The organism is Bacillus sp. FSL R10-2201, from assembly GCF_038008665.1.
Taxonomy (GTDB): Bacteria; Bacillota; Bacilli; order Bacillales; family Bacillaceae_G; genus Bacillus_A; species Bacillus_A mycoides.
The window spans coordinates 3,861,237-3,882,046 of sequence record NZ_JBBOZP010000001.1 but is presented as its reverse complement, the minus strand read 5'-3'; the positions used below and the strand labels follow the sequence as shown (position 1 = coordinate 3,882,046).

Below are 20,810 nucleotides of genomic sequence, written 5' to 3'. Positions count from 1 at the left end.
TAGGAGGATGTATATATGTAGAGTGAATAAAAGGTTGGAAAAGGGGTTCCAAGTTCTTTTATTCAACTAGCTACCTTAATAAATTGGAACCCAACCTTCTGTTGTAACAAAAATACGAATAGCTACAACTTGGCGATCATCTTGTAAGGTGAAATAGTGTCTTGCATTTTCAGGCACAGATATAAGATCACCAGGCTCGAGTTCAACGTCAAAGAATCGACCATCTTTTCCTTCAATAGCGAAGATGCCATGACCGCTGACAATAAAGCGAACTTCATCGTCAGTATGATGGTGTTCTTTTTGGAAATTAATTAATAACTCGTCAAGGTTAGGTGTGCTATTTGAAAGTGAAATCACATCATATGCTTTATAACCTCTGCGCTCTGAAACATCAGCAATTTCTTTTGAAAACAACGTTAATATTTCAGCTTTGTTTTCATCTGTTAAGGAGTAATTTTCTTTTAAATGAGTAGGAAGTTTAGAAATATTCCATTTCTCATATAAAACATCTTCTCCTTGTAGAAAGTTTGATACTGCTACTTCATTTTCAATACGAGTATTTTCCTCATGAATACGAATTTGCGCCATTAGAAACGCCTCCTTGAATTGATAATAATTTTATATGAAATTGGAATAAAAACTCATAAGCTTCTAATCTTTTTTTTGCATCAAAGCTATCACGGCCCCATACGGTAATGCCATGGTTTCGAATTAATACTGCTCCTGAATCTCCTTGTATATGCTTTCGGAATTTCTCTCCAAGCGTCGGGATATGAGCATCATTTTCGATAATAGGAATGTTAATCGTTGCACCTTCTTCCCAAATATCAAGAGCTTTAATAATCTCTTGATTTTGAAGGGTGACTGCATCACTATACAAATTTGTGATGACATTGTTATCAGTTGTATGAACATGAAGTACGCACCCGGCGTTCGTATTGTTATAAATATGTGTATGCAATATTGTTTCTGCCGAAGGGCGTAACTCAGTTTCTAAAACGGGAACTCCTTGATGATTTACTAATAAAAAATCATCTGGAGTGGTTTTGGTTTTATCTTTGCCACTTGCTGTAATAAGAAAAGTAAGGGGATCATGACTGACTTTTATAGAAATATTTCCACTCGTTGCTGGAAACCAATTCCGAGTTGTTAATTCTTTTTTAATTTCACTTAAGTCATACCATTGACGAAAAAGTTGTTTCATAATTTCACCTCCAACAAATGTTTTAGTTCAGCTAGAACATCGTGAAATGTTTCAAACGGTGTATAAGCAATACGATTTTCTTCACACTTTGTAATAAGGAAGTCACGGGCGAATACTTTATCTGCTTGTTTTGTTGCTTGTAAATCAGTAATAGAATCTCCAATCACAATATGAAAATCATCTTTAGAGCTTAGTTTACGAATTAATGATGATTTACAGAGACCACAACTATGCTGACATTGCTCGTCACAAGGGTGCGGCCATTTCACTTCAACAAATTCTCCTGAAAAGTCAGTTGCATTACAATAAATTTGTTCTTTAGGGATTATTTCTTGTAAGAGTGGATAGACGAAGAAATCCATTCCACCTGATATAACGTAAAAGGAAATGTTATTTTCATTAATGAATTGTATGAATTCATGAAAACCTGTACGGATTTCAGCAGTTTCTTGTAAAAACTGAATAATATCATCGTGTAGATTAATAGGTATTAATCGAAATAATTGAGAAACACCTTCTTGAATAGAAAGTTCTTGCGATAAAATTTTTTGCTTTATTTCCTCTGCTTCTGGTGGTGCGAATTTTTCCATAATGGACATGATATTATCGTTATTTGTAATCGTACCATCGAAATCACAAAATACTTGAATACTCATAATTTCACCTCATGAGAAGGATTTCCCCATATTTGTAGTGCGCTATGCAAATTTATTTCATCCACTTCATGGAGTGGTTTACCTTGTAAAGTAGCCTCAATTGCAGCACGGAAAGCTTTGCCACCACCTTGAGCTCCATTTGGATGCCCATGAATCCCGCCGCCGGCATTAATAACAACATCCTTACCAAAATCTCGTAAAATAAAGGGAACGAAACCAGGATGAATTCCAGCAGATGGAACAGAAAAACTTTTCTTGAAATAGTGGTCTTCCTCAGTTAATGCTTCTGTAATGAGAAGAGCTTCCTCTTTTTCTAATGCAACGTTGCCGTATGGTGATGGGAATAAAGAGAAATCAGCACCAGCGTAACGTAGTAATTTTCCAAGTAGTAATGGAGAAGAGAAACCGTATAGTTTCGATGATGAATATGCGCCACTTACAGCAGGGTGTGCCATAATAGGAATTGGAATTTCATCGTCTTCTACAAGTGCTTGCAGTACATCTAATCCATAAGAAAATACATTAAATAAAAGAATGTCTGCTCCAGCTACCACCGCACGTTTCGCGTTTTCTTTTAAATCATAAGTTCGACCTGTTAAATTTACTGCGTATAAAGTTTTATGCCCGTAAGTTTCGTATACAGATTGTAAAACTTCTTTCCCAGATTCAATTCTTTTTATAAGTGGTGTTAATGAGTTTTCGAATAAAATTTCATCATCTTTTACAATATCTACGCCTCCAATTGCCTGATCGCGTAGTTGAGTTTTTAAATATCCAATATTCCGTCCTATCATCCCTTTGAAAATACTCATTAGAAGAGGTCGATCTTGAACTTGTAAAAGGTTTCGGATGCCTTCAATTCCAAATTTTGGTCCAGGGAACTGTTTCTTTAATTCGTCTGAGAATGTTAAATCAATTAGTTTAATTTCTCCATCTAACGAAAGTTTTCCAAATGTTGTTGTCAAAATGGCTGGTAAGTCAGGGCTAAAGTTCAGCGATGGATAATGAATTTTAATGAGTCCACGTGATACTTTTTTGCCAAGGTAAGAGTTAATATGTTCTTGTTCGTCTAACGCTTCAATATGAATGACATTGCCTTTATGTTGTTTTAATTGTTCTTGTAATAAGTGTGGTAAATGAGTCCATGAACCAATTGTTAAACCGATTGCAATTTGTTCTGCTTTCTTTTCTAAGTTGTGAGAATCATCGTGGATTAAATATGTCGCTATAATTCCGCTCATTGTTATACCCTCCTAGTTAAATAAAAAAACCTCTCAGCTAAGGAGAGGTTTTTTTACAACCAGCTCCTTATCTGTCAGCGTAACGCTGCGAGAATTAGCACCGTGTCTACAATTGTAGATCGGTTGCCGGGTTTCGTCGGGCTCGTCCCTCCACCTGCTCTTGATAAGAAGTATTTAGAAATGTTTAAATTTTTAAGATAACTGAATTTTGTCAGATATTTTTTATGTTGTCAATGACTTTTTGAAAAAATTTAATTTATCAATTCGATTAATTGCTTCTCGTAATCTATCTTCTGTATGCAAGAGACCAACACGGACATACCCTTCGCCGTGCTCACCAAATCCAACACCAGGAGCAACTGCAACGTGTGCTTTTTCTAGTAAAATGTCAGAAAATTGCTCAGATGTATATCCTTTTGGAACAGGAAGCCATGCAAAGAATGATCCTGTTGGAATGTTTACTTTCCAACCAATTGAGTGACAAGCTGAAATAAGAGCATTTCTCCGAGATTCATAACTATTAACAAGATCTACCACACAAGACTGCGAGCCTAATAGTGCTTCGCGGGCAGCATCTTGAACTGCACCAAAAATACTAACATACATATGATCTTGCAATAGGTTAATAGTTTCGATGACACTTTCATTTCCTACTGCAAAAGCAATACGCCATCCAGCCATATTGAAAGTTTTCGATAAAGTGTAAATCTCAATACCTGTATCTTTAGCGCCGTCTGCTTGCAAGAAACTAACAGGCTTTTGACCATCGAATCCGATAGCACCGTAAGCAAAATCGTGAACAACTAATATATTATGTTTATTAGCAAAATGAATGGTTGCATCAAAAAAATCTTTTGATGCAGTAGCGCCGGTAGGGTTATTTGGATAGTTTAAAAACATTAACTTTGCTCGCTCCGCAACAGAGTCATCAATTTTTGTATAATCCGGTAAAAAATTATTTTCTGCAATAAGCGGCATTGTTTCAAATTGTGCTTTTGCTAAAGCAACTCCTGATAAATAATCTGGATAGCCTGGATCTGGAACGAGAATAGTATCACCAGGGTTTGTAAAACAAACTGGTAATTCTACTAATCCAGCCTTTCCGCCAAACAAAATAGCAACTTCAGTTTTTGGATTTACTACTACATCATATTCACGTTGATAGAATGTTGCCACGGCTTCTTTTAAGCTTTCGTGTCCGCGAAATGGCGGATATTTATGATGAATGGTCTTTTCAGCAGCATCTTGTAAAGCTTTAACGATATGCTGCGGTGTTGGTTGATCTGGATTACCTTGACCTAGATTAATAACATCGTGACCAGCTGCAACGACTTTGTTAACTTTTGCAACAAGTGAAGCGAAAAATTGTGTTGGCAATGATGTTACTATCTCAGAAGGTTGAAATAATTTCATACTTTCCACCTCTTTTGAAAGTTGTTACAATTCTAGTGACAAATGATATAATCTTTCCAGTATTTTGTAAAGAAAAAAATGAGAATGGGGCTGAAAAAATGAAAGTCGCATGTATTCAAATGGATATTGTCTTTGGAGATGTAGAAAAAAATATTGAGAACGCTAAAAAAAAAATAAGTGAAGCGATGAAAGAAAGACCAGATGTTATCGTCTTACCAGAACTATGGACAACAGGATATGATTTAACGAGACTTTCTGAAATTGCAGATACGGATGGATTAGAAACGAAAGAAAAGTTGAAAGAATGGTCGAAGCAATATGGTGTACATATTGTTGGTGGTTCCATAGCAAAGCAAACAGAGCAAGGGGTTACAAATACAATGTATGTTGTAAACAATGAAGGGAATCTAGTCAATGAATATAGTAAAGTACATTTATTTCAGCTGATGGATGAACATAAATATTTAGTTGCTGGTAATGAGACAGGTGAATTTAAGTTAGATGATGTAGAGTGTGCTGGTACAATTTGTTATGATATTCGTTTTCCAGAGTGGATGCGCGTTCATACTGCTAAAGGTGCAAAAGTTTTATTTGTTGTAGCAGAATGGCCATTAGTACGTTTAGCACATTGGCGTTTGCTTTTACAGGCGAGAGCAGTTGAAAATCAGTGTTATGTTGTTGCGTGCAATAGAGCAGGAAAGGATCCGAATAATGAGTTTGCAGGTCATTCTCTAATTGTGGATCCTTGGGGTGAAGTTGTGGTAGAGGCAAATGAAGAGGAATCAATTTTATTTGGAGAACTTAAATTCGAGAAAATTAAAGAGGTACGTAAAGGAATTCCAGTTTTTGCAGATCGTCGTCCAGAATTATACAAATAAAATGTTGACAAGTGATTTTTATTCTTGGTATAGTCTTCATCATAAAGTTAAAAATTCTAAAAATTATAAAACTCTTATCAAGAGCAGGTGGAGGGATTTGGCCCGATGAAGCCCAGCAACCGACCGTAATACCATTGTGAAATGGGGCGTTTATGACGCCAAAAGGCACGGTGCTAATTCCAGCAGAAAGTAAACTTTCTGGCAGATAAGAGGGGAGAAGATAAACTTCAAACCTCTTTCTTTGTGGAAAGGGGTTTTTCTATTTTAGAAAAACCTCTGAATGAAAAGGAGGAGAAGACGATGGGATATTATTCATTAACTGAAACAACAGCTATACAATATGCGAAAGAACACGGTTATTTTGAAAAGAAAGCAAATGTAGTTTGTCATGAAATTGGAGATGGAAATTTAAATTACGTGTTCAAATTAGATGATGGAGAGAAGTCTATTATAATAAAACAAGCACTGCCATATGCGAAAGTAGTTGGTGAGAGCTGGCCACTGTCTATAAAAAGAGCGACGATTGAAAGTAAAGCATTACAAATTTTTGCGAAGTATGTGCCAGATTATGTTCCGGTAGTGTACAGTCATGATGAAGAGTTAGCAGTTACAGTAATAGAAGACTTATCAAGACTAACAATTACAAGAAAAGGATTAATAGATGGAGAAGGATATCCACTTTTATCCCAGCATATCGGTCGTTTTCTAGCACATGTTTTGTTTTATACTTCAGATTTCGGTTTACAGTCAGAAGAGAAAAGGGTACTAGAAGGTACATTTGTAAATCCAGACCTTAGTAAAATTACAGAAGATTTAGTTTTTACGGATCCATTTGGACATTATGATACGAATGATTATGAGTCAGATTTACAGTCAGTGATTGATGAACTTTGGAGTGACAAAACTTTAAAACTAAAAGTAGCACAATATAAATATAAGTTTTTAACGAGAAAAGAAGCGCTTATTCATGGTGATTTACATACTGGTAGTATTTTTTCATCACCTTCTGAAACGAAAGTGATCGATCCAGAATTTGCAACGTACGGTCCATTTGGGTTTGATATCGGTCAATTTATTGCAAATCTATTATTAAATGCTTTATCTAGAGAAGAAGAAAAGAGAAGTGTACTATTTTTCCATATAGAAAAGACATGGAGTTATTTTGTAGAAAACTTTACGAAGTTATGGATTGGAGAAGGTGTAGAAGCATATACGAAAGAAAAACAATGGTTACCAATTATTTTGCAAAATATCTTTACTGATGCCGTCGGATTTGCCGGATGTGAACTGATTCGTAGAACAATTGGCTTAGCTCATGTAGCGGATTTAGATGGGATAGCAAATAAAGAAAATAGAATTCAAGCTAAAAAACAAGCGTTATCCTTAGGTAGAGAACTAATAAAATATGAAGCCAAGGGTGCTGATATTCAACTGTTTCGAACATTATTTCAACAGACAGTTGGAGGCGTAAAAGCATGAGTACAATTATTACTATTCCGAGATCTGTAAGTTGGAAAGGCGATGCAATTGCAGTATTAAATCAAACAAAGTTGCCGCATGTCACTGAATACAAAACATTAACGAATATTGAAGATGTATGGAAAAGTATCATTATGTTAGAAGTACGAGGAGCGCCTGCAATTGGAATTGTAGCTGCGTTTGGTTTGGCGCTTGCGGCAAAGAAATACGATGCTATAAATATCTATGAGTTTCAGAAGAAGTTTAATAGAGATTGTAACTATTTAGGAACATCACGCCCGACAGCAGTCAATTTATTTTGGGCAATCGATCGTATGAGAGAATCTATTCGAGAGATTACTACAATAAAAGAAGCTCAAAAAATATTAGAAGAAGAAGCGCTTCATATTCAGCAAGAGGATGAAATAGTGTGCCGAAGTATTGGAGAACATGCTTTAACATGTTTTAAAGACGGTGATAAAATTTTAACAATTTGTAACGCTGGAAGTATTGCAACTGCTAGATATGGAACAGCATTAGCCCCATTTTATATTGGGAAAGAGAAGGGTGTGCGTTTACATGCGTATACGTGTGAAACGAGGCCGGTTTTACAAGGTGGCCGTTTAACGACATGGGAATTGAAACAAGCAGACATTGATGTAACGCTTATTACGGATAATACTGCAGCACATGCAATTCGAACGAAAGAAATTAATGCGATTATCGTAGGGGCAGATCGAATCGTTGAAAACGGTGATACTGCTAATAAAATAGGAACATTAAATTTAGCTATATTAGCAAAGTATTTCGGTATCCCATTTTACGTTGCAGCACCGTTATCTACATTTGATACTACGAAACAAACAGGTGCTGAAATTGTCATTGAAGAAAGAGATGAAACAGAAGTTACGAAAATTTTTGGGAAACAAGTGGCGCCACTTGGAACGCCTGTATTTAACCCTGCATTTGATGTAACACCGCATGAATTAATTACGGGGATTATTACTGAGAAAGGTATTTTACGTGGAGATTATAAGCAAAAAATTACATCATTATTTGAAAAAATAAGCTAACTGCTCAGTCGCTATATAAAAAAACGGTAGAAAAGCATGTTTTTAAATGGTCGAGAGGGACTGGCTATGTATAGGAGCGGTAAGTGCCTGTTCCTACCACGCGCAACGTTTTAAAACAAAGAAAGGTAGCAAGGTGTAGGACCATTTGTATCTTCATGGTAGCAATCTATATGCTGAAAAATGAAATGTATGGCTGAGTAGTTAAAAAACAAGCTAATAAAAAATAGCTTGTTTTTTATGCCTTAAGTCTTCGTTTCCTCTTATTTATGTAATGAAGGGAGGAGAGAAAGATGGAAGAGTGGATCGGGATGATAGGTAATGTGGGCTTTCCAATTGTTGTAACGCTATATTTACTACATCGCATTGAAAGTAAATTAGACGGAGTGATTGTAGCAATTGAGAAGCTCCCTAAACAATTACTAAAGTAGGAAGATCCTCGCGATAGAAAGTAAAATAAAGTTTGCTCGCGAAGAGCAAACTTTATTTTTTATCCCGCATTAACGGGCAGTAAAAGCCCGATTGGTGAAGGCTAATAATTAGTGGGGATGAACAAAACCCCCACTGATTAAAGTTTCACTTTATTGAGCAGTATAACCACCATCGATAACGACAGCTTGACCAGTTATACCTTTTGCTTTTTCACTCGCTAAAAACATAGCATAATCAGCAATTTCTTGTACTTGTAGCAAACGCTTCTGTGGTACAAGAGGATAAATGACATCTTCTAAAACATTTTCAAGTGGTACATTTCGCGTAGTTGCTAAGTCTTGTAGTTGATTTCGTACAAGAGGGGTATCAACATATCCGGGACAAAGAGCATTTACAGTAATTCCATGAGTTGCTCCCTCTAAAGCAGCAACTTTTGTTAATCCAATTACACCATGTTTCGCACTATTATAGGCAGCTTTTCCAGCGAATCCAACAAGTCCGTTAATCGAAGCAACATTAATAATACGACCATATTTTTGCTTTTTCATAATCGGAAAGGCATGTTTGATGGCGATAAATGGAGCGATTTGCATAATTTTAATAAGAAGCTCGAATTTATCAGTTGGAAAATCTTCAATCGGTGAAACATGTTGCATTCCTGCGTTGTTAATTAATACATCTAATGAACCGAAATGACGAACTGTTTGAGAAAGTGCTGCTGTAATTTCTTCTTCAGATGTAACGTCACATTTTAAACCAATGGCTTGATAGCCTTCTTTTTGCAATTGTTCAGCAGCTTCTTTTGCACGATCTTCAAGGCGATCACTAATGACAACTTTCGCACCTTCTTTTGCGAAAGCACTTCCCATTTCATAACCAATACCGCTCGCAGCACCTGTTAAAAAGACAACTCGATTTGTAACCATGATGAAAAACACTCCTTCATAATAAAAGTTCTCTTATTGCTCTATTTAGAGAGGTGATAATAAAATCCCTGCAAACATTTGGAAAAATATCTTTAGCTATCTTGTTTTGCAAAATAGTCTCTGCTATACTATTTTGTAAAGCAAGGTACTTACGCTTATCTATCTTGTAAAACAAGATAGCAGGAGGATTTCAATTATGTCGACAAGTCAAATGCTGAAAGGGATTTTAGAAGGATGCTTACTTGCTATTATTTCTGAAGGTGAAATATACGGTTATGAAATGAGTGAAAGATTAGCGAAGTATGGTTTTACAATGGCGAGTGAGGGAAGTATTTATCCGTTATTAATACGAATGCAAAAGGAAGGGTTAATAACAAGTGTAATGAAGGAATCTCCATCTGGCCCAAAGCGAAAATATTATACATTAACAGAAAAAGGCGAGGAAGCACTGGATGAATTTATGGATCGCTGGGAAGCGATGCAAAGTAGTGTAGAGCGTCTACTTGAAGGGAAGGGGAGAAAAAAATAATGTTATCAAATGAAGCGCGAAATTTTTTATTAGATATGAGATTATTTTTAACTGCAAAGAGTGTGAAAGAAAGCGATATTGAAAGCTTTTTAGAAGATGCAGAGTTGCATTTAATAGAAGGTGAGGGTGAAGGGAAAAGTGTAGAAGATATTTTCGGAAGTTCACCGAAAGAATATGCGAATGAACTTGTAAAAGTGATGGAAAGGGATAGAAAGGAAAATTGGAAGCAAATTGGTTTTACGGTAATGAATATCGTATCGTTTTGGTTTATTACTTCTATCTTAATAGTGAATAACGGAATTCTACAGATTTCACTTATTCAGTGCATTGGCTATAGCTTTACATTGATCGTAGCTGTAATGGGTCCAAATTTTCTGCTTCGTAAAATGACATTTGTAACAAGTTTTACAAAAACGTGGTTTTCCATGTGGTTTTTAGTCATGATTGCGCCAATGTTTTTATTAGGAGCAGTTCCGATATTAGATATGATATATCCTACAACGATGTTTACGTTGACTCTAGTCCAAAGTTATATATTAGCTGGAGGGATCTTTATCCTCACGGTAGCTATAAATATATATTTTGAAGGATGGTTTAAAAATTTATATTTAATTATTCCGCTTTCTATTATGTTAGTTTTTAAAACGTTCACATCGGAAGATCTCGTGCCAATGTTATTTCAAATTATATGTTTATACGGAAGTTTGTTTATTTTAATCTTCCTTGAAATTATGATGAAGGCGAATAGAAAAGAAACGGTTAAATAAGGGAGGGGGGAATGGGATGCTTTCTCAAGAGTCACGAGATTTTCTGGCAAATACAAGTACTTATTTAACAGCAAAAGGGATAAGTGAAAAAGATATTGAATCCTTTTTAGAAGATGCAGAATTGCATTTAACTGAAGGTGAAAAAAGGGGCAAGAGTGTAGAGGATATATTTGGTGATTCACCAAAGGAATATGCAAATCAACTTGTAAAAGAAATGCAAGTTGATTATAAACGGAATTTAGGATGGCTAGCTACAGCTATTATGAGCATATTATGCTATTGGGCTGTTCCAGATCTTTTATTTCGAAATTTAAATGAGCCTTATACCATTTCTTTAATAGGGTTGATTGGATATCCGATTATCTTAGTGTTAATGATTGTGGGAGGAATTTTATTTTTAAGAGGTGCTAGTTTTCAAAGGAGTATGTTGAAAAAGGGTTTACTGCTATTTGGAGCAGTAATACTTACTTATTTACCAGTATTAATAATGTTTTTAAAAGATTGGTATAGTTTTCCTTCCTATGAAGTCCCTCAATTAGGAAGATATTTAATTGGAGGGGTTATGCTAGTGATAACAACGATTGTGAATGTTCGGTCTCTTGGTTGGAGTGGTTTGTTTGTGTTAGGAATTCCAATTTTTATGATAGTGATGGTTGAACAACTAGTAAGAGTGTTTTTCTAATGAGAAGCTCTAGAAATAAAAGAAGAGGATGAGCATATATGTAAATCATACTTATATGTATATTAACTATTATGTTTCTAGGATTAATGACTTTAGGAATTTATACTGCCTTCACCAAAAGAGCATAATGAATATTTTAAACATCACGATATATTTTATTCTTCAGTTTAATAGGAAAGTGGCTGCTCTGGATATACAAAAAATTATTTCCAAAGAAATACTATATTTTGATTTTTAGAAGGATTATGCTTAGGTGTATAGTGTATCCTTTGCAGCCGAAATCTGGTTTGTTGATTTGAATATATTGTTTTAAACAGTAACAATATCGTTACTGTTTTTTTCTTTGTAATAAAGGACTTTGTAAAGAGAGCGCTTTTTGTTCATTTGTTAATAATGAATTGATGTGAACGTTATTAGGGCTAGGGACTATAGGGTACATAAGGTTCGATGGTGAATGGTGATGTTCAGAACCGGTTGGAGAGTGGGGATCTGCGTGCGTAAGTTTTCCATGAATTCGTCTTGTAAATAAAATATGACCAATTTCGTGAGCGAGGGTGTATATATTTTTCATTGGAGCAGCTGAGTTTGTTAAAACGATGTAACCAGTAAGTTGTTGTTGTTTCGCTAGAGAGTAAGCGCAAGCGATTACTGCGGTTTCTTTGAAATAATCACTACCAATATAACAAATATAAAGGTCGCATTCAGGAGCTTCGTTAACACAAGTTTGAAAAAAAGATGATAATTTTTCCTGACTTTGAATGGAGTTTTTATAACTAATTTCCCGATTAGAAAAACGGAAAAGGTCGTTTAGTACAATTACTTCTTTAATTTTAAATGTAATGGGATGCCAAATTGATTCTGCAACTGCTAAATCTTTTGCAATACGGTCGTCAGAAATATCGGCGCCTGGAGTAATGCAAACACATATATTAACGTATGAATTCATAAGGAACACCTCAAATGAAAAAATTCTTTCTATAATATATGTGGGGGAAAGGTCCTATGTATGGATAAACGCCTTGTTTATTACACGAATATATAGACTATAAGTCGAAAAAATTTCATAGTTCTATAACGTAGTATGGTCTGCTTTTTGATATAGTAAAGAAAAGGGGGAGAATATATGTATACATTAAAAATCGTTTCAGACAGAGAAGCTCTGTATCAATTTGCGAGCTATGTAAGAGTTGTGCAAGGGGTTGAAGATGTATATGTGGAGGTGGGAGAACCTTTATATGAACATCCATTAATGAAGTTTTATGTACATATTACAATTGAAGAAACATATGATCAGCATAAAGCATTGCAAGAAATAGCTAGGTTAGTAGAATTAGGGCGTTTTACATATGTCCATTATCATAATGAGGAAATTGAAGAAGCTTTTGAAGTTGTAAAATACGAAAGCTTTAAGAAATAAAGTGAAACTTTAATCAGTGGGGGCTTTGTTCATCGCCCACTGATTATCAGCCCTCACCAATAGGGCTTTTATGGGCAGCCCGATCCCCACCTAACTTCTTTACTTTCGCTGAATTTTGAGGTAGGGGTCTTACCGCCCGCAAATAGCAGGATAACGGTAAAAAAAGGAAGTGGAAGCTTCCTTTTTTATTGAAAATTACAGCAACAAAAGAAAGAGAATTTTGTTATGATAAGGAAGGGTGAGGAAAGGGGAGTTTACATATTGGGGTATATTGAAGAGTTACGCAAAGTAGTTGGTACGAGACCACTTATTTTAGTAGGATCAGCAATTATTATATTAAATGATAATCAAGAAGTATTGCTTCAATATCGTTCAGATACATATGATTGGGGCGTACCTGGTGGGGCAATGGAACTGGGAGAAACGACAGAAGAAACTGCTCGTAGAGAATTATTCGAGGAGACGGGACTAAACGCGAAAATTATGCAATTTCTTGGCGTTCTTTCAGGAAAGGAAGTTTATTTCCGTTATCCAAATGGAGATGAAATTTTTAATGTGATTCATCTGTATCAGGCACATCATGTAAGCGGAGAATTAAAGCTCGATCATGAAGGGTTAGAACTTCAATATTTTCCAGTAGATAAGTTACCAAAATTGAATGAAACGACAGAGAAGATATTACAAAAATTCTTATACGCATTGACAGAATAGAAGGTTAATTCCTTCTATTTTTATTATATTAAATATTTTGATTTTTTGGTATGTTTATAGTATGATAATTTTAGACATACAACTTATGGAATTTCACCTACAAACTTACTAGGGTACATAAGAGAGGGGCAAGTACAAAATGCATAATGTTGTCATTACAGCTGCAGTTCGTTCACCAATTGGAACTTTCGGAGGAGCACTAAAAAATATAACACCAGTAGAATTAGCTGTTCCTGTACTTCAGGAAGCTGTAAAAAGAGGCGGAGTAGAGCCACATGAAGTTGATGAAGTAATTTTAGGTCATTGTATTCAAAGAACTGATGAAGCAAATACGGCAAGAACAGCTGCATTAGCGGCAGGATTTCCTGACACAGTTACTGGTTATACAATTCAACGTCAATGTTCTTCAGGTATGCAAGCAATTATGTCTGCTGCAATGCAAATCCAATTAGGTGTAAGTGATATTGTTGTTGCAGGTGGAGTAGAAGCAATGAGCTCGAGCCCTTATGCATTAAAACAACACCGCTGGGGACAACGTCTACAGCACGGAGAAATTCGTGATACGGTGTGGGAAGTTTTAGAAGATCCGATTCACCATATTATGATGGGTGAAACAGCGGAAAATTTAGTTGAACAATATGAAATTACAAGAGAGGAACAAGATGAAGTTGCGCTTCGTAGTCATACATTAGCGTTGCAAGCGATGGAGTCTGGATACTTTGACGATCAAATTGTTCCTATTACAATAAAAGAACGTAGAAAAGAAGTTGTATTTGCGAAGGATGAACATCCACGTGCAGATATTACAGCTGAAAAATTAGCAGGATTAAAACCAGCTTTCCGTAAAGACGGATCAGTAACTGCAGGGAATTCATCTGGTCTTAATGACGGAAGTGCAGTTCTAGTATTAATGAGCGAAGAAAAAGCAAAAGAAAAAGGCTTACAACCGTTAGCTCGAATTGTTGGATACTCAGTAGCGGGTGTAGATCCGAAAATTATGGGTATTGGACCAGCACCAGCAATTCGTAAAGGATTAGAAAAAGTAGATTGGTCATTAGAAGATGCAGATTTACTTGAAATTAATGAAGCTTTCGCTGCACAATATTTAGCTGTAGAGAAAGAGTTAGGGTTAGACCGTGAGAAAGTGAATGTAAACGGTAGTGGTGTAGGACTTGGACATCCAATTGGTTGTACAGGAGCTCGTATTACGGTAAGTTTAATTCACGAATTAAAAAGACGTGGATTAGAGAAAGGTATTGCCTCTCTATGCGTTGGAGGCGGTATTGGAGTAGCTTTATTTATAGAAGCATTATAAAAAAGAGGCAGCGATTGCTGCCTCTTTTTTTATGACTCAAATAAGTGATGAAATAATCGATCGCGATTTTCAAAGAAAAGTTTCGTCGTTTGGTAATGCTCCGTTTCTTCTAATGTCGATTCGTGAATCCCTTCTTGAGTTAAAGAGTATATAGTAGATTCAGGATAAGCCATTAAAATGGGAGAATGCGTTGCGATAACAAATTGTGAACCTTGTTCAGCTAGTTCGTGCATGCGAATGAGCATTGAAAGTTGTCTCATTGGGGATAAAGCTGCCTCAGGCTCATCTAAAATGTATAAACCTTGTCCTGAAAAACGATTCATAAATAATGAGAAGAAGGATTCGCCGTGTGATTGTTCGTGAAGTGAAACGCCGCCATAAGATTTTACAGCATCTATTTCATCGATATAAGAAGCAACGTTATAAAATGATTCAGCGCGAAGAAAGAAACCGTCTTTTGGTGTATTGAAACTTTTTGAAATTCGAATGTATTCATGTAAAGATGAATGTGAATCGTACGTGTTAAAACGGAAGTTCTTCGTTCCACCTTCTGCATTAAAACCTAAAGCAACTGCAATCGCTTCGAGTAGTGTTGATTTACCCGTTCCGTTTTCTCCAATAATGAATGTTACATTCGGATGGAAAAGGAGTGATTGTAATGTTCGTATAGCCGGTAAGCAGTATGGATATGCGGAAAAGCTAGGGATATTTTCTTTTTGTAATGAGACGCTTTTTAAAAAGGGTGTTTCAATCAATATATAAACCTCAATTCATAAGGGATTTTGTTTCTAAAAAAGCAGCGAATACAAGTGTAATACAACTTGCTAGTAATATTGTATATTGAAGTGCGCCAAAACCGAGCCCTTCCCAGCCGAAAGGCATTCTCTTCCATATGAAAATGAAAAGAACGCTCATAAAGCCAAAGAGAGCAGGCATATATTTTATGATTTTCAAGTGCTTCCATAGAAAGAAGCCAATGTATGTACTTAAAAACAAGGTAGACAGAACAAGAAAAAATACAAGTGTTAACGACACGTGATCCCCCTTATTTTCTGAATATTTTATGTGAATTATAACATTTAAACTATCATATTCCAATGTGAAAATAAATATTGCATAGAGATTATTCATGTCGTTATGATAGTATGTATTCTATTGGAAATATGAAGAGGAGTATTAATATGCCGTTTACATTCGCACATCCAGCAGCTGTTCTCCCTTTTGCTAAGAAACATTCTAGTTATATTTCGGTGACGGCTCTTATATTGGGTAGTATGGCACCTGATTTTGAATATTTTTTATATTTTAGGCCATACGGTATTATTGGCCATACATGGGTTGGTTTCTTCTATTTGAATTTACCACTCGTTTTTTTATTAGCATATGCATATCATCGTATTTTAAAAGGACCGTTTATAACACATTTACCTAAGCCTTTTGCTAGTTACTATAAATATGTAGTAGATGCGAAGTGGGGGCTGTATACTTGGAAGAATTTTTTTGTATTTTGCTATTCTGCTTTATTCGGTATGGTGACGCATGTCGTTTGGGATGCTTTTACTCATAAGACAGGCTATTTTGTTATGGAAATGCCGCTGTTACAGCAAGAAGTATATAGTATTCCAATTTATAAATTTTTACAGCATGGGAGTACATGTTTTGGTCTACTATTACTAATATATGTACTATGGAAATATAGGAGGGAAACTGATCAAGATACTAGTTTAACTGCGGAAAAAAAGAAATATTGGGCTTCATCTATCGTTGTGGCGGCCATTATATTTATCGTTCACGCGTTATTAGACCCCTATTTTCATATTTTCCAAATAGGAGGTATAATAGTATCTGGACTGACAAGTTCGTTTTGTGGACTTCTTATTGTTTCTATAGTTTACAAATCAAGGGACTAATTTATATTAATGAATGATAGTGTTAGGAGAAATTAAATGATGAAAGCATGGAAAAGTATTTTTGTTTTATGCAGTTTTCTTCTTATGTTAAGTGGTTGCTTCCAGCAAGAAGAAAAGAAGGCAGAACCTAAAAAGAAAGAATCTATTCCAGAAACAAAAGAGTATGGTGGGCGTGAGCTTAAAAAAGTAGGACAAAAAGTGAAAGAAAAAGGGTGGGGGACATTTGAATTAGAACAGATTCATTCTGTGAATCAGACATTTGAAGTAGCCCCAATGAAAATTCACGTACAAGATGTTAAAGTTATCTCATTATCACAAATGAGCAAAGAGGCAAAAAATACATTGAAAGTGTATACTGCATTAACTCCTGAAGAAGTAAAGCGTAGATTGGGAGATAAAGTGAGTCAAGAAGATGCTGAATTATATGCATCGTTAAGTGGAACAGAGATTAGCGATACGATTCGGTATGTTGAAATTACATATAAGGTAGAGAATAGTGGAGATAAGAACATGCAATTTTTCTCTATGAATGGTGTTGCTATAAATGACAAACAACATTTTAATGTAGCGACTCAAAACTTTTTATATGATGAAGATACGCTCGTTGGTACAAAGAGTGTTTCAAGGGAAGATTATAGGCCTGGTGAGACACGAGAAGGAATTATCGGTTTAATACTTGATGATGGAAAAGAAAAAGTAAAGGATATTAAGTTTACGACAGATGATTTAGCAGCAGGAGACACAAATGAAGCTGTTAAAGAACCGCAAACTTTTAATATTTCACTCTCTAAATAAAGTGTCTTTATAATAATTTAAGCAAAAACAGTCAGCATAAAAAGTTATGCTGACTGTTTTTTTAGCTCTTTCACATATGAATCTACACTTTGAAAAGGCACTGTAATTTTAAAAGCATCTTTTTGCTCGTTAAATTGTTTTTCATTATAAGGACCAAATCGTTTATTATGCTTTACATCGATAATCCAATAATGTTCAATTTTTTTATTTGTAATTGCTGCGTCAGGATTGTTTGGATCTGATTTTTCCTCAATTTGCTTTGTGATAATGTATTTATCGTCCCAAGCAATTTCTGTAATTTTTGCAGGGATGTATTGTGTAGCATATACAGCATCCTGCGATGGGAAAAGTTCAAATGCATCTCCAGAAGTATGTATGAGTTCATATTCATCGTTAATTGTATAGGTTAAATGGTTTGTATTGCCTGTGCAACCTGTTAATAAGAGTGCGGCAAATAGGATTATCCATCTTTTCAATATGGGAACCTCCTTTATAATGCTGTTGTAACACATTGTACAAGAAAAGTAAGCGAAACGCCAGTTTACAATGTTTTTTAGAAGTGGTACGATGAAACGGGTAAAGAAGGATATGAAGGAGTCGACACAAAATGAAGTTAAAGATGCATCGTCCAGCGCTTGTAATGAATCGCATAGGTGCTTCCCTTATTGACATGTTTTTAATCTCGGTTACGTACGGTGCAGTAGTAGCTATTATTACAGGAAACTATAGTGCTATTTTTAATCGTTTTAATATAAGTTTAGGTGACTATAGATATGACCTTACACTTGTTTTCGTATTAATGGCTATAAATTTTATTCTGTTACCTTTTCTTTGGAACGGTTCTACACTTGGTAAAAAGGTAACAAGAACAAAAATAATCTCGTTAACAAGTGAAAAACTAACGTTACAAACATTAATAATACGATTTTTGGTAGTATTATTACCAAGCATATTATTACTTGGAGTTCCATTAATATGCAATGTATATATGATGTTATTCCGCAAAGATAATTGTGGCTTCCATGATTTAATTGCAAAGACAAAAGTGATGAGTCTTGTATAATTAATATTTAGAGTATACGTGCTACTAATGAAATAAGACTTTTTATTGTTTGTATATAAAAAGTCTTATTTTTAATTTCATGAAAAATTCCATAAATGGAATTGATATAGGGCGGATATTTCCTATATAATACCCTCCATATTATTGATGGATGTTTAAAGAAGCGGTAGCTAATTCAAACATCCTATTTTCGTTTTAAATAGATTGAAAATTAAGAGAATGTTATAATGGGTATAAATAATATCGTTATATAACAAAGGGGGATTTGGAATGACTGGAGGTAGCTTAATATTTTGGGGAATTCTTATTTTTATTGGTTTAACCTTCGATCAATATAATAGTAAGAAAAAAAAAGAAACAAAAAAGTAATCGCTTACAAGCTGTAGAGTGAACTTTTCCTGCTTGCAGACTAATCTAATAAAGGAGTATACTGAATGACGGTAAGACTTATAGAAGGGGTAATGAAAATGAAGCTTGCAGGAAAGGTTGCCATTGTAACTGGTGGTGGCATCGGTATTGGACGTAGTACAGCTCTTTTGTTGGCTAAGCAAGGCGCAAAAGTAATTGTGACGGACATTGATCAAGAAAGTGGACAAGCAACAGCTGAGGAAATTACGGATTTAGGCGGAGAAGCACTTTTTGTATCCTACGATATGGGGAAACAAGGAGATTGGCAACGTGTTATTAGTTTTGCTATGGAGGCATACAGTCGTATTGATATGCTTTTTCAAAATGCTGGTCTATATAAAATAGATTCTATTTTTTCTCGCCAACAAGAGAACGATTCCAATGTACTTTGTATTAATGACGTTTGGATAGAGATAAAACAATTAACGTCATCTTTTATGAAACAGCAAGAAGAAGTGGTGCTTAGTGATTTACCTGTTTTTGGTATTATTAGCACGAGAGGACAATCATTTCATACAATAGAAGCCCTAGTATAATAATGGAAAACCGCCCCCAGTATATATGTGGACGGTTTTTTTGTATGTTCTATTATAGAACTTTATTTTTTAACGAATACGTTGTTCGGTTTGGCTATCAAAGAAATGTGCTTTATTCATATCAAAAGCAAGTTTAATTTGGTCACCAGGTGAAAAAGTATGTCTTGCATCAACACGTGCTGCAAAATCTTGATTTCCAAGTTTCATATATAAAATGGATTCAGCCCCTAACAACTCTGCAACTTCAATTTTTGTTGTGAAAGTAGTAGATTGTGAAGCTTCTAAAAATAATAGTTCATCATGAATATCTTCTGGACGAATACCTAAAACAATTTCTTTATTTACATAGCCTTGTTCGCGTAATAACTTCATTTTTCCTTCAGATACTTTAAACTTTAGTGAACTGTCTATAACGAAATCGGTTTCAGTTAATTTTCCACGGAAGAAATTCATTGCGGGTGAACCGATAAAACCACCAACGAAAATATTTTCAGGTGTTTCATATACTTCTTTTGGAGTTCCAATTTGTTGGATTTTGCCGTCTTTCATAACAACAAGGCGTGAAGCCATTGTCATTGCCTCAGTTTGATCATGTGTTACATAAATTGTCGTTGTGCCAAGGCGGTGGTGTAATTTAGAAATTTCTGATCGCATTGCAACACGTAGTTTAGCGTCTAAGTTTGATAATGGTTCATCCATTAAGAAGACTTTTGCGTCTCGAACAATTGCTCTACCTAATGCAACACGTTGACGTTGTCCACCTGATAAAGCTTTCGGTTTTCTATCTAAATATTGTTCAAGCCCTAAAATTTGAGCTGCATGTTTCACTCGACGGTCGATTTCATCTTTCGGTATTTTTCGAAGTTTTAATCCAAATGCCATATTATCATACACACTCATATGTGGATAAAGAGCGTAGTTTTGGAAGACCATTGCGATATCTCGATCTTTTGGAGGAACATCGTTCATTAGCTTACCATCAATTGAAAATTCTCCTTTTGAAATATCTTCAAGTCCAGCTACCATTCGTAGTGTTGTAGATTTTCCGCATCCAGAAGGACCAACGAATACGATAAATTCTTTATCTTGAATGTGTAAGTTAAAATCTGTTACGGCTGTTACGTTATTATCATATATTTTATAAATATTTTCTAATTTAAGTTCTGCCATGATATTTCCCCCTAGAAAGTTTATGCAAACGTTTTCTTTGAATTTATTATAAACGAATAGATTCAAAAAAGAAATAAAAACACTATAAAAAAATAAAACGTTTTCATTATCCCTATGAATATATAATAAGTTCCACATGTTTTATTAGAAAAAGAAAATAAATATTGTAAGCGCTATTTTAAATTTGGATAGAATCTGTTATCATTCAGTAATGAAAACGTTTGCGCCT

At 35.0% G+C, this 20,810-nt stretch carries 26 protein-coding genes, 1 pseudogene and 2 riboswitches; of the genes and pseudogenes, 16 read left to right on the top strand and 11 right to left on the bottom strand.

The window, feature by feature from the left end:
- Positions 1-75: 75 nt before the first annotated feature.
- The 5 genes from NSQ69_RS19905 to NSQ69_RS19885 all read right to left on the bottom strand — a co-directional run bounded on the left by NSQ69_RS19905 (position 76) and on the right by NSQ69_RS19885 (position 4,514).
- A complete protein-coding gene (locus NSQ69_RS19905; RefSeq protein WP_002128927.1) occupies positions 76-588 on the bottom strand; it encodes a 1,2-dihydroxy-3-keto-5-methylthiopentene dioxygenase in 513 nt (170 codons plus the stop codon).
- A complete protein-coding gene (locus NSQ69_RS19900; RefSeq protein ID WP_002128926.1) occupies positions 566-1,204 on the bottom strand; it encodes a methylthioribulose 1-phosphate dehydratase in 639 nt (212 codons plus the stop codon). Before NSQ69_RS19900 ends, NSQ69_RS19905 begins: the two co-directional genes overlap by 23 nt.
- Positions 1,201-1,860, bottom strand: a complete 660-nt coding sequence (locus NSQ69_RS19895) for a 2-hydroxy-3-keto-5-methylthiopentenyl-1-phosphate phosphatase (protein WP_002128925.1) — start codon at positions 1,858-1,860, stop codon at positions 1,201-1,203. Before NSQ69_RS19895 ends, NSQ69_RS19900 begins: the two co-directional genes overlap by 4 nt.
- Entirely contained in the window at positions 1,857-3,101 is a 1,245-nt protein-coding gene (gene mtnW, locus NSQ69_RS19890) for a 2,3-diketo-5-methylthiopentyl-1-phosphate enolase (protein ID WP_002167727.1), read from the bottom strand. Before mtnW ends, NSQ69_RS19895 begins: the two co-directional genes overlap by 4 nt.
- 64 nt (positions 3,102-3,165) lie before the next feature.
- Positions 3,166-3,271, bottom strand: a riboswitch (SAM riboswitch).
- 52 nt (positions 3,272-3,323) lie between these two features.
- A complete protein-coding gene (locus NSQ69_RS19885) occupies positions 3,324-4,514 on the bottom strand; it encodes a pyridoxal phosphate-dependent aminotransferase (protein ID WP_002128923.1) in 1,191 nt (396 codons plus the stop codon).
- A 14-nt stretch (positions 4,515-4,528) separates the two neighbouring features.
- Here NSQ69_RS19885 and NSQ69_RS19880 point away from each other — a divergent pair, with 14 nt between their 5' ends.
- The 4 genes from NSQ69_RS19880 to NSQ69_RS19865 all read left to right on the top strand — a co-directional run bounded on the left by NSQ69_RS19880 (position 4,529) and on the right by NSQ69_RS19865 (position 8,351).
- A complete protein-coding gene (locus NSQ69_RS19880; RefSeq protein WP_002131202.1) occupies positions 4,529-5,392 on the top strand; it encodes a carbon-nitrogen family hydrolase in 864 nt (287 codons plus the stop codon).
- 71 nt (positions 5,393-5,463) lie between these two features.
- Positions 5,464-5,604: riboswitch (SAM riboswitch) on the top strand.
- A gap of 88 nt (positions 5,605-5,692) precedes the next feature.
- Positions 5,693-6,871, top strand: a complete 1,179-nt coding sequence (mtnK, locus tag NSQ69_RS19875) for an S-methyl-5-thioribose kinase (protein WP_002131201.1) — start codon at positions 5,693-5,695, stop codon at positions 6,869-6,871.
- On the top strand, positions 6,868-7,923 hold the full coding sequence (gene mtnA / locus NSQ69_RS19870) for an S-methyl-5-thioribose-1-phosphate isomerase (RefSeq protein WP_341099622.1): 1,056 nt from the start codon (positions 6,868-6,870) through the stop codon (positions 7,921-7,923). The genes mtnK and mtnA overlap by 4 nt, the downstream gene beginning before the upstream one ends.
- Before the next feature lie 290 nt (positions 7,924-8,213).
- On the top strand, positions 8,214-8,351 hold the full coding sequence (locus NSQ69_RS19865; RefSeq protein WP_002014881.1) for a YvrJ family protein: 138 nt from the start codon (positions 8,214-8,216) through the stop codon (positions 8,349-8,351).
- Positions 8,352-8,501: 150 nt separating this feature from the next.
- Here NSQ69_RS19865 and NSQ69_RS19860 read toward each other — a convergent pair whose 3' ends face one another.
- Positions 8,502-9,278: a 3-hydroxybutyrate dehydrogenase gene (locus NSQ69_RS19860; RefSeq protein ID WP_002128918.1), complete on the bottom strand. Its 777-nt coding sequence runs from the start codon at positions 9,276-9,278 to the stop codon at positions 8,502-8,504.
- 196 nt (positions 9,279-9,474) lie between these two features.
- Between NSQ69_RS19860 and NSQ69_RS19855 the strand changes: the two genes are divergently transcribed.
- The 4 genes and pseudogenes from NSQ69_RS19855 to NSQ69_RS19840 all read left to right on the top strand — a co-directional run bounded on the left by NSQ69_RS19855 (position 9,475) and on the right by NSQ69_RS19840 (position 11,569).
- Positions 9,475-9,807 carry a PadR family transcriptional regulator gene (locus tag NSQ69_RS19855; RefSeq protein WP_002014879.1) on the top strand — a complete coding sequence of 111 codons (333 nt, stop codon included), beginning with the start codon at positions 9,475-9,477 and terminating at the stop codon, positions 9,805-9,807.
- Entirely contained in the window at positions 9,807-10,574 is a 768-nt protein-coding gene (locus tag NSQ69_RS19850; RefSeq protein ID WP_341099620.1) for a DUF1129 domain-containing protein, read from the top strand. The genes NSQ69_RS19855 and NSQ69_RS19850 overlap by 1 nt, the downstream gene beginning before the upstream one ends.
- A gap of 16 nt (positions 10,575-10,590) precedes the next feature.
- Positions 10,591-11,256: a DUF1129 domain-containing protein gene (locus tag NSQ69_RS19845; protein ID WP_003191228.1), complete on the top strand. Its 666-nt coding sequence runs from the start codon at positions 10,591-10,593 to the stop codon at positions 11,254-11,256.
- 71 nt (positions 11,257-11,327) lie between these two features.
- Positions 11,328-11,569: pseudogene (locus NSQ69_RS19840) on the top strand (DNA-binding protein).
- 15 nt (positions 11,570-11,584) lie between these two features.
- Here NSQ69_RS19840 and NSQ69_RS19835 read toward each other — a convergent pair.
- Positions 11,585-12,202, bottom strand: a complete 618-nt coding sequence (locus tag NSQ69_RS19835) for an ImmA/IrrE family metallo-endopeptidase (RefSeq protein WP_002128913.1) — start codon at positions 12,200-12,202, stop codon at positions 11,585-11,587.
- A gap of 177 nt (positions 12,203-12,379) precedes the next feature.
- Here NSQ69_RS19835 and NSQ69_RS19830 point away from each other — a divergent pair, with 177 nt between their 5' ends.
- The 3 genes from NSQ69_RS19830 (at position 12,380) to NSQ69_RS19820 (ending at position 14,699) form a co-directional block, all read left to right on the top strand.
- On the top strand, positions 12,380-12,673 hold the full coding sequence (locus NSQ69_RS19830; protein WP_002088390.1) for a DUF3928 family protein: 294 nt from the start codon (positions 12,380-12,382) through the stop codon (positions 12,671-12,673).
- Between the two features lie 261 nt (positions 12,674-12,934).
- Positions 12,935-13,384, top strand: a complete 450-nt coding sequence (locus tag NSQ69_RS19825; RefSeq protein WP_012261633.1) for an NUDIX hydrolase — start codon at positions 12,935-12,937, stop codon at positions 13,382-13,384.
- Between the two features lie 139 nt (positions 13,385-13,523).
- Positions 13,524-14,699 carry an acetyl-CoA C-acetyltransferase gene (locus NSQ69_RS19820; RefSeq protein ID WP_002128911.1) on the top strand — a complete coding sequence of 392 codons (1,176 nt, stop codon included), beginning with the start codon at positions 13,524-13,526 and terminating at the stop codon, positions 14,697-14,699.
- Positions 14,700-14,728: 29 nt separating this feature from the next.
- Here NSQ69_RS19820 and NSQ69_RS19815 read toward each other — a convergent pair whose 3' ends face one another.
- The gene (locus tag NSQ69_RS19815; protein WP_002128910.1) at positions 14,729-15,454 is read right to left on the bottom strand and encodes an AAA family ATPase; all 726 of its coding nucleotides are present in this window, start codon (positions 15,452-15,454) and stop codon (positions 14,729-14,731) included.
- 10 nt (positions 15,455-15,464) lie between these two features.
- Positions 15,465-15,734 (bottom strand): hypothetical protein, encoded by a 270-nt coding sequence (locus NSQ69_RS19810; protein WP_328006969.1) that lies wholly within the window; start codon positions 15,732-15,734, stop codon positions 15,465-15,467.
- A gap of 146 nt (positions 15,735-15,880) precedes the next feature.
- Between NSQ69_RS19810 and NSQ69_RS19805 the strand changes: the two genes are divergently transcribed.
- Both NSQ69_RS19805 and NSQ69_RS19800 read left to right on the top strand, forming a co-directional pair.
- Positions 15,881-16,609 carry a DUF4184 family protein gene (locus NSQ69_RS19805; RefSeq protein ID WP_131246395.1) on the top strand — a complete coding sequence of 243 codons (729 nt, stop codon included), beginning with the start codon at positions 15,881-15,883 and terminating at the stop codon, positions 16,607-16,609.
- Between the two features lie 36 nt (positions 16,610-16,645).
- A complete protein-coding gene (locus tag NSQ69_RS19800; protein ID WP_002128908.1) occupies positions 16,646-17,404 on the top strand; it encodes a hypothetical protein in 759 nt (252 codons plus the stop codon).
- A gap of 44 nt (positions 17,405-17,448) precedes the next feature.
- Here the strand turns inward: NSQ69_RS19800 and NSQ69_RS19795 are convergent, their stop codons facing one another.
- On the bottom strand, positions 17,449-17,880 hold the full coding sequence (locus tag NSQ69_RS19795) for a DUF3997 domain-containing protein (RefSeq protein ID WP_002128907.1): 432 nt from the start codon (positions 17,878-17,880) through the stop codon (positions 17,449-17,451).
- A 131-nt stretch (positions 17,881-18,011) separates the two neighbouring features.
- Here NSQ69_RS19795 and NSQ69_RS19790 point away from each other — a divergent pair, with 131 nt between their 5' ends.
- The 3 genes from NSQ69_RS19790 to NSQ69_RS19780 all read left to right on the top strand — a co-directional run bounded on the left by NSQ69_RS19790 (position 18,012) and on the right by NSQ69_RS19780 (position 19,411).
- Positions 18,012-18,467 (top strand): RDD family protein, encoded by a 456-nt coding sequence (locus NSQ69_RS19790; RefSeq protein WP_002128906.1) that lies wholly within the window; start codon positions 18,012-18,014, stop codon positions 18,465-18,467.
- A 270-nt stretch (positions 18,468-18,737) separates the two neighbouring features.
- On the top strand, positions 18,738-18,836 hold the full coding sequence (locus NSQ69_RS19785) for a hypothetical protein (RefSeq protein WP_002128904.1): 99 nt from the start codon (positions 18,738-18,740) through the stop codon (positions 18,834-18,836).
- A 65-nt stretch (positions 18,837-18,901) separates the two neighbouring features.
- Positions 18,902-19,411, top strand: coding sequence for an SDR family NAD(P)-dependent oxidoreductase (locus NSQ69_RS19780; protein ID WP_002066937.1), 510 nt, complete (start codon positions 18,902-18,904; stop codon positions 19,409-19,411).
- Positions 19,412-19,480: 69 nt separating this feature from the next.
- Here the strand turns inward: NSQ69_RS19780 and NSQ69_RS19775 are convergent, their stop codons facing one another.
- Positions 19,481-20,581, bottom strand: coding sequence for an ABC transporter ATP-binding protein (locus NSQ69_RS19775; RefSeq protein WP_002128903.1), 1,101 nt, complete (start codon positions 20,579-20,581; stop codon positions 19,481-19,483).
- Positions 20,582-20,810 lie beyond the last annotated feature (229 nt).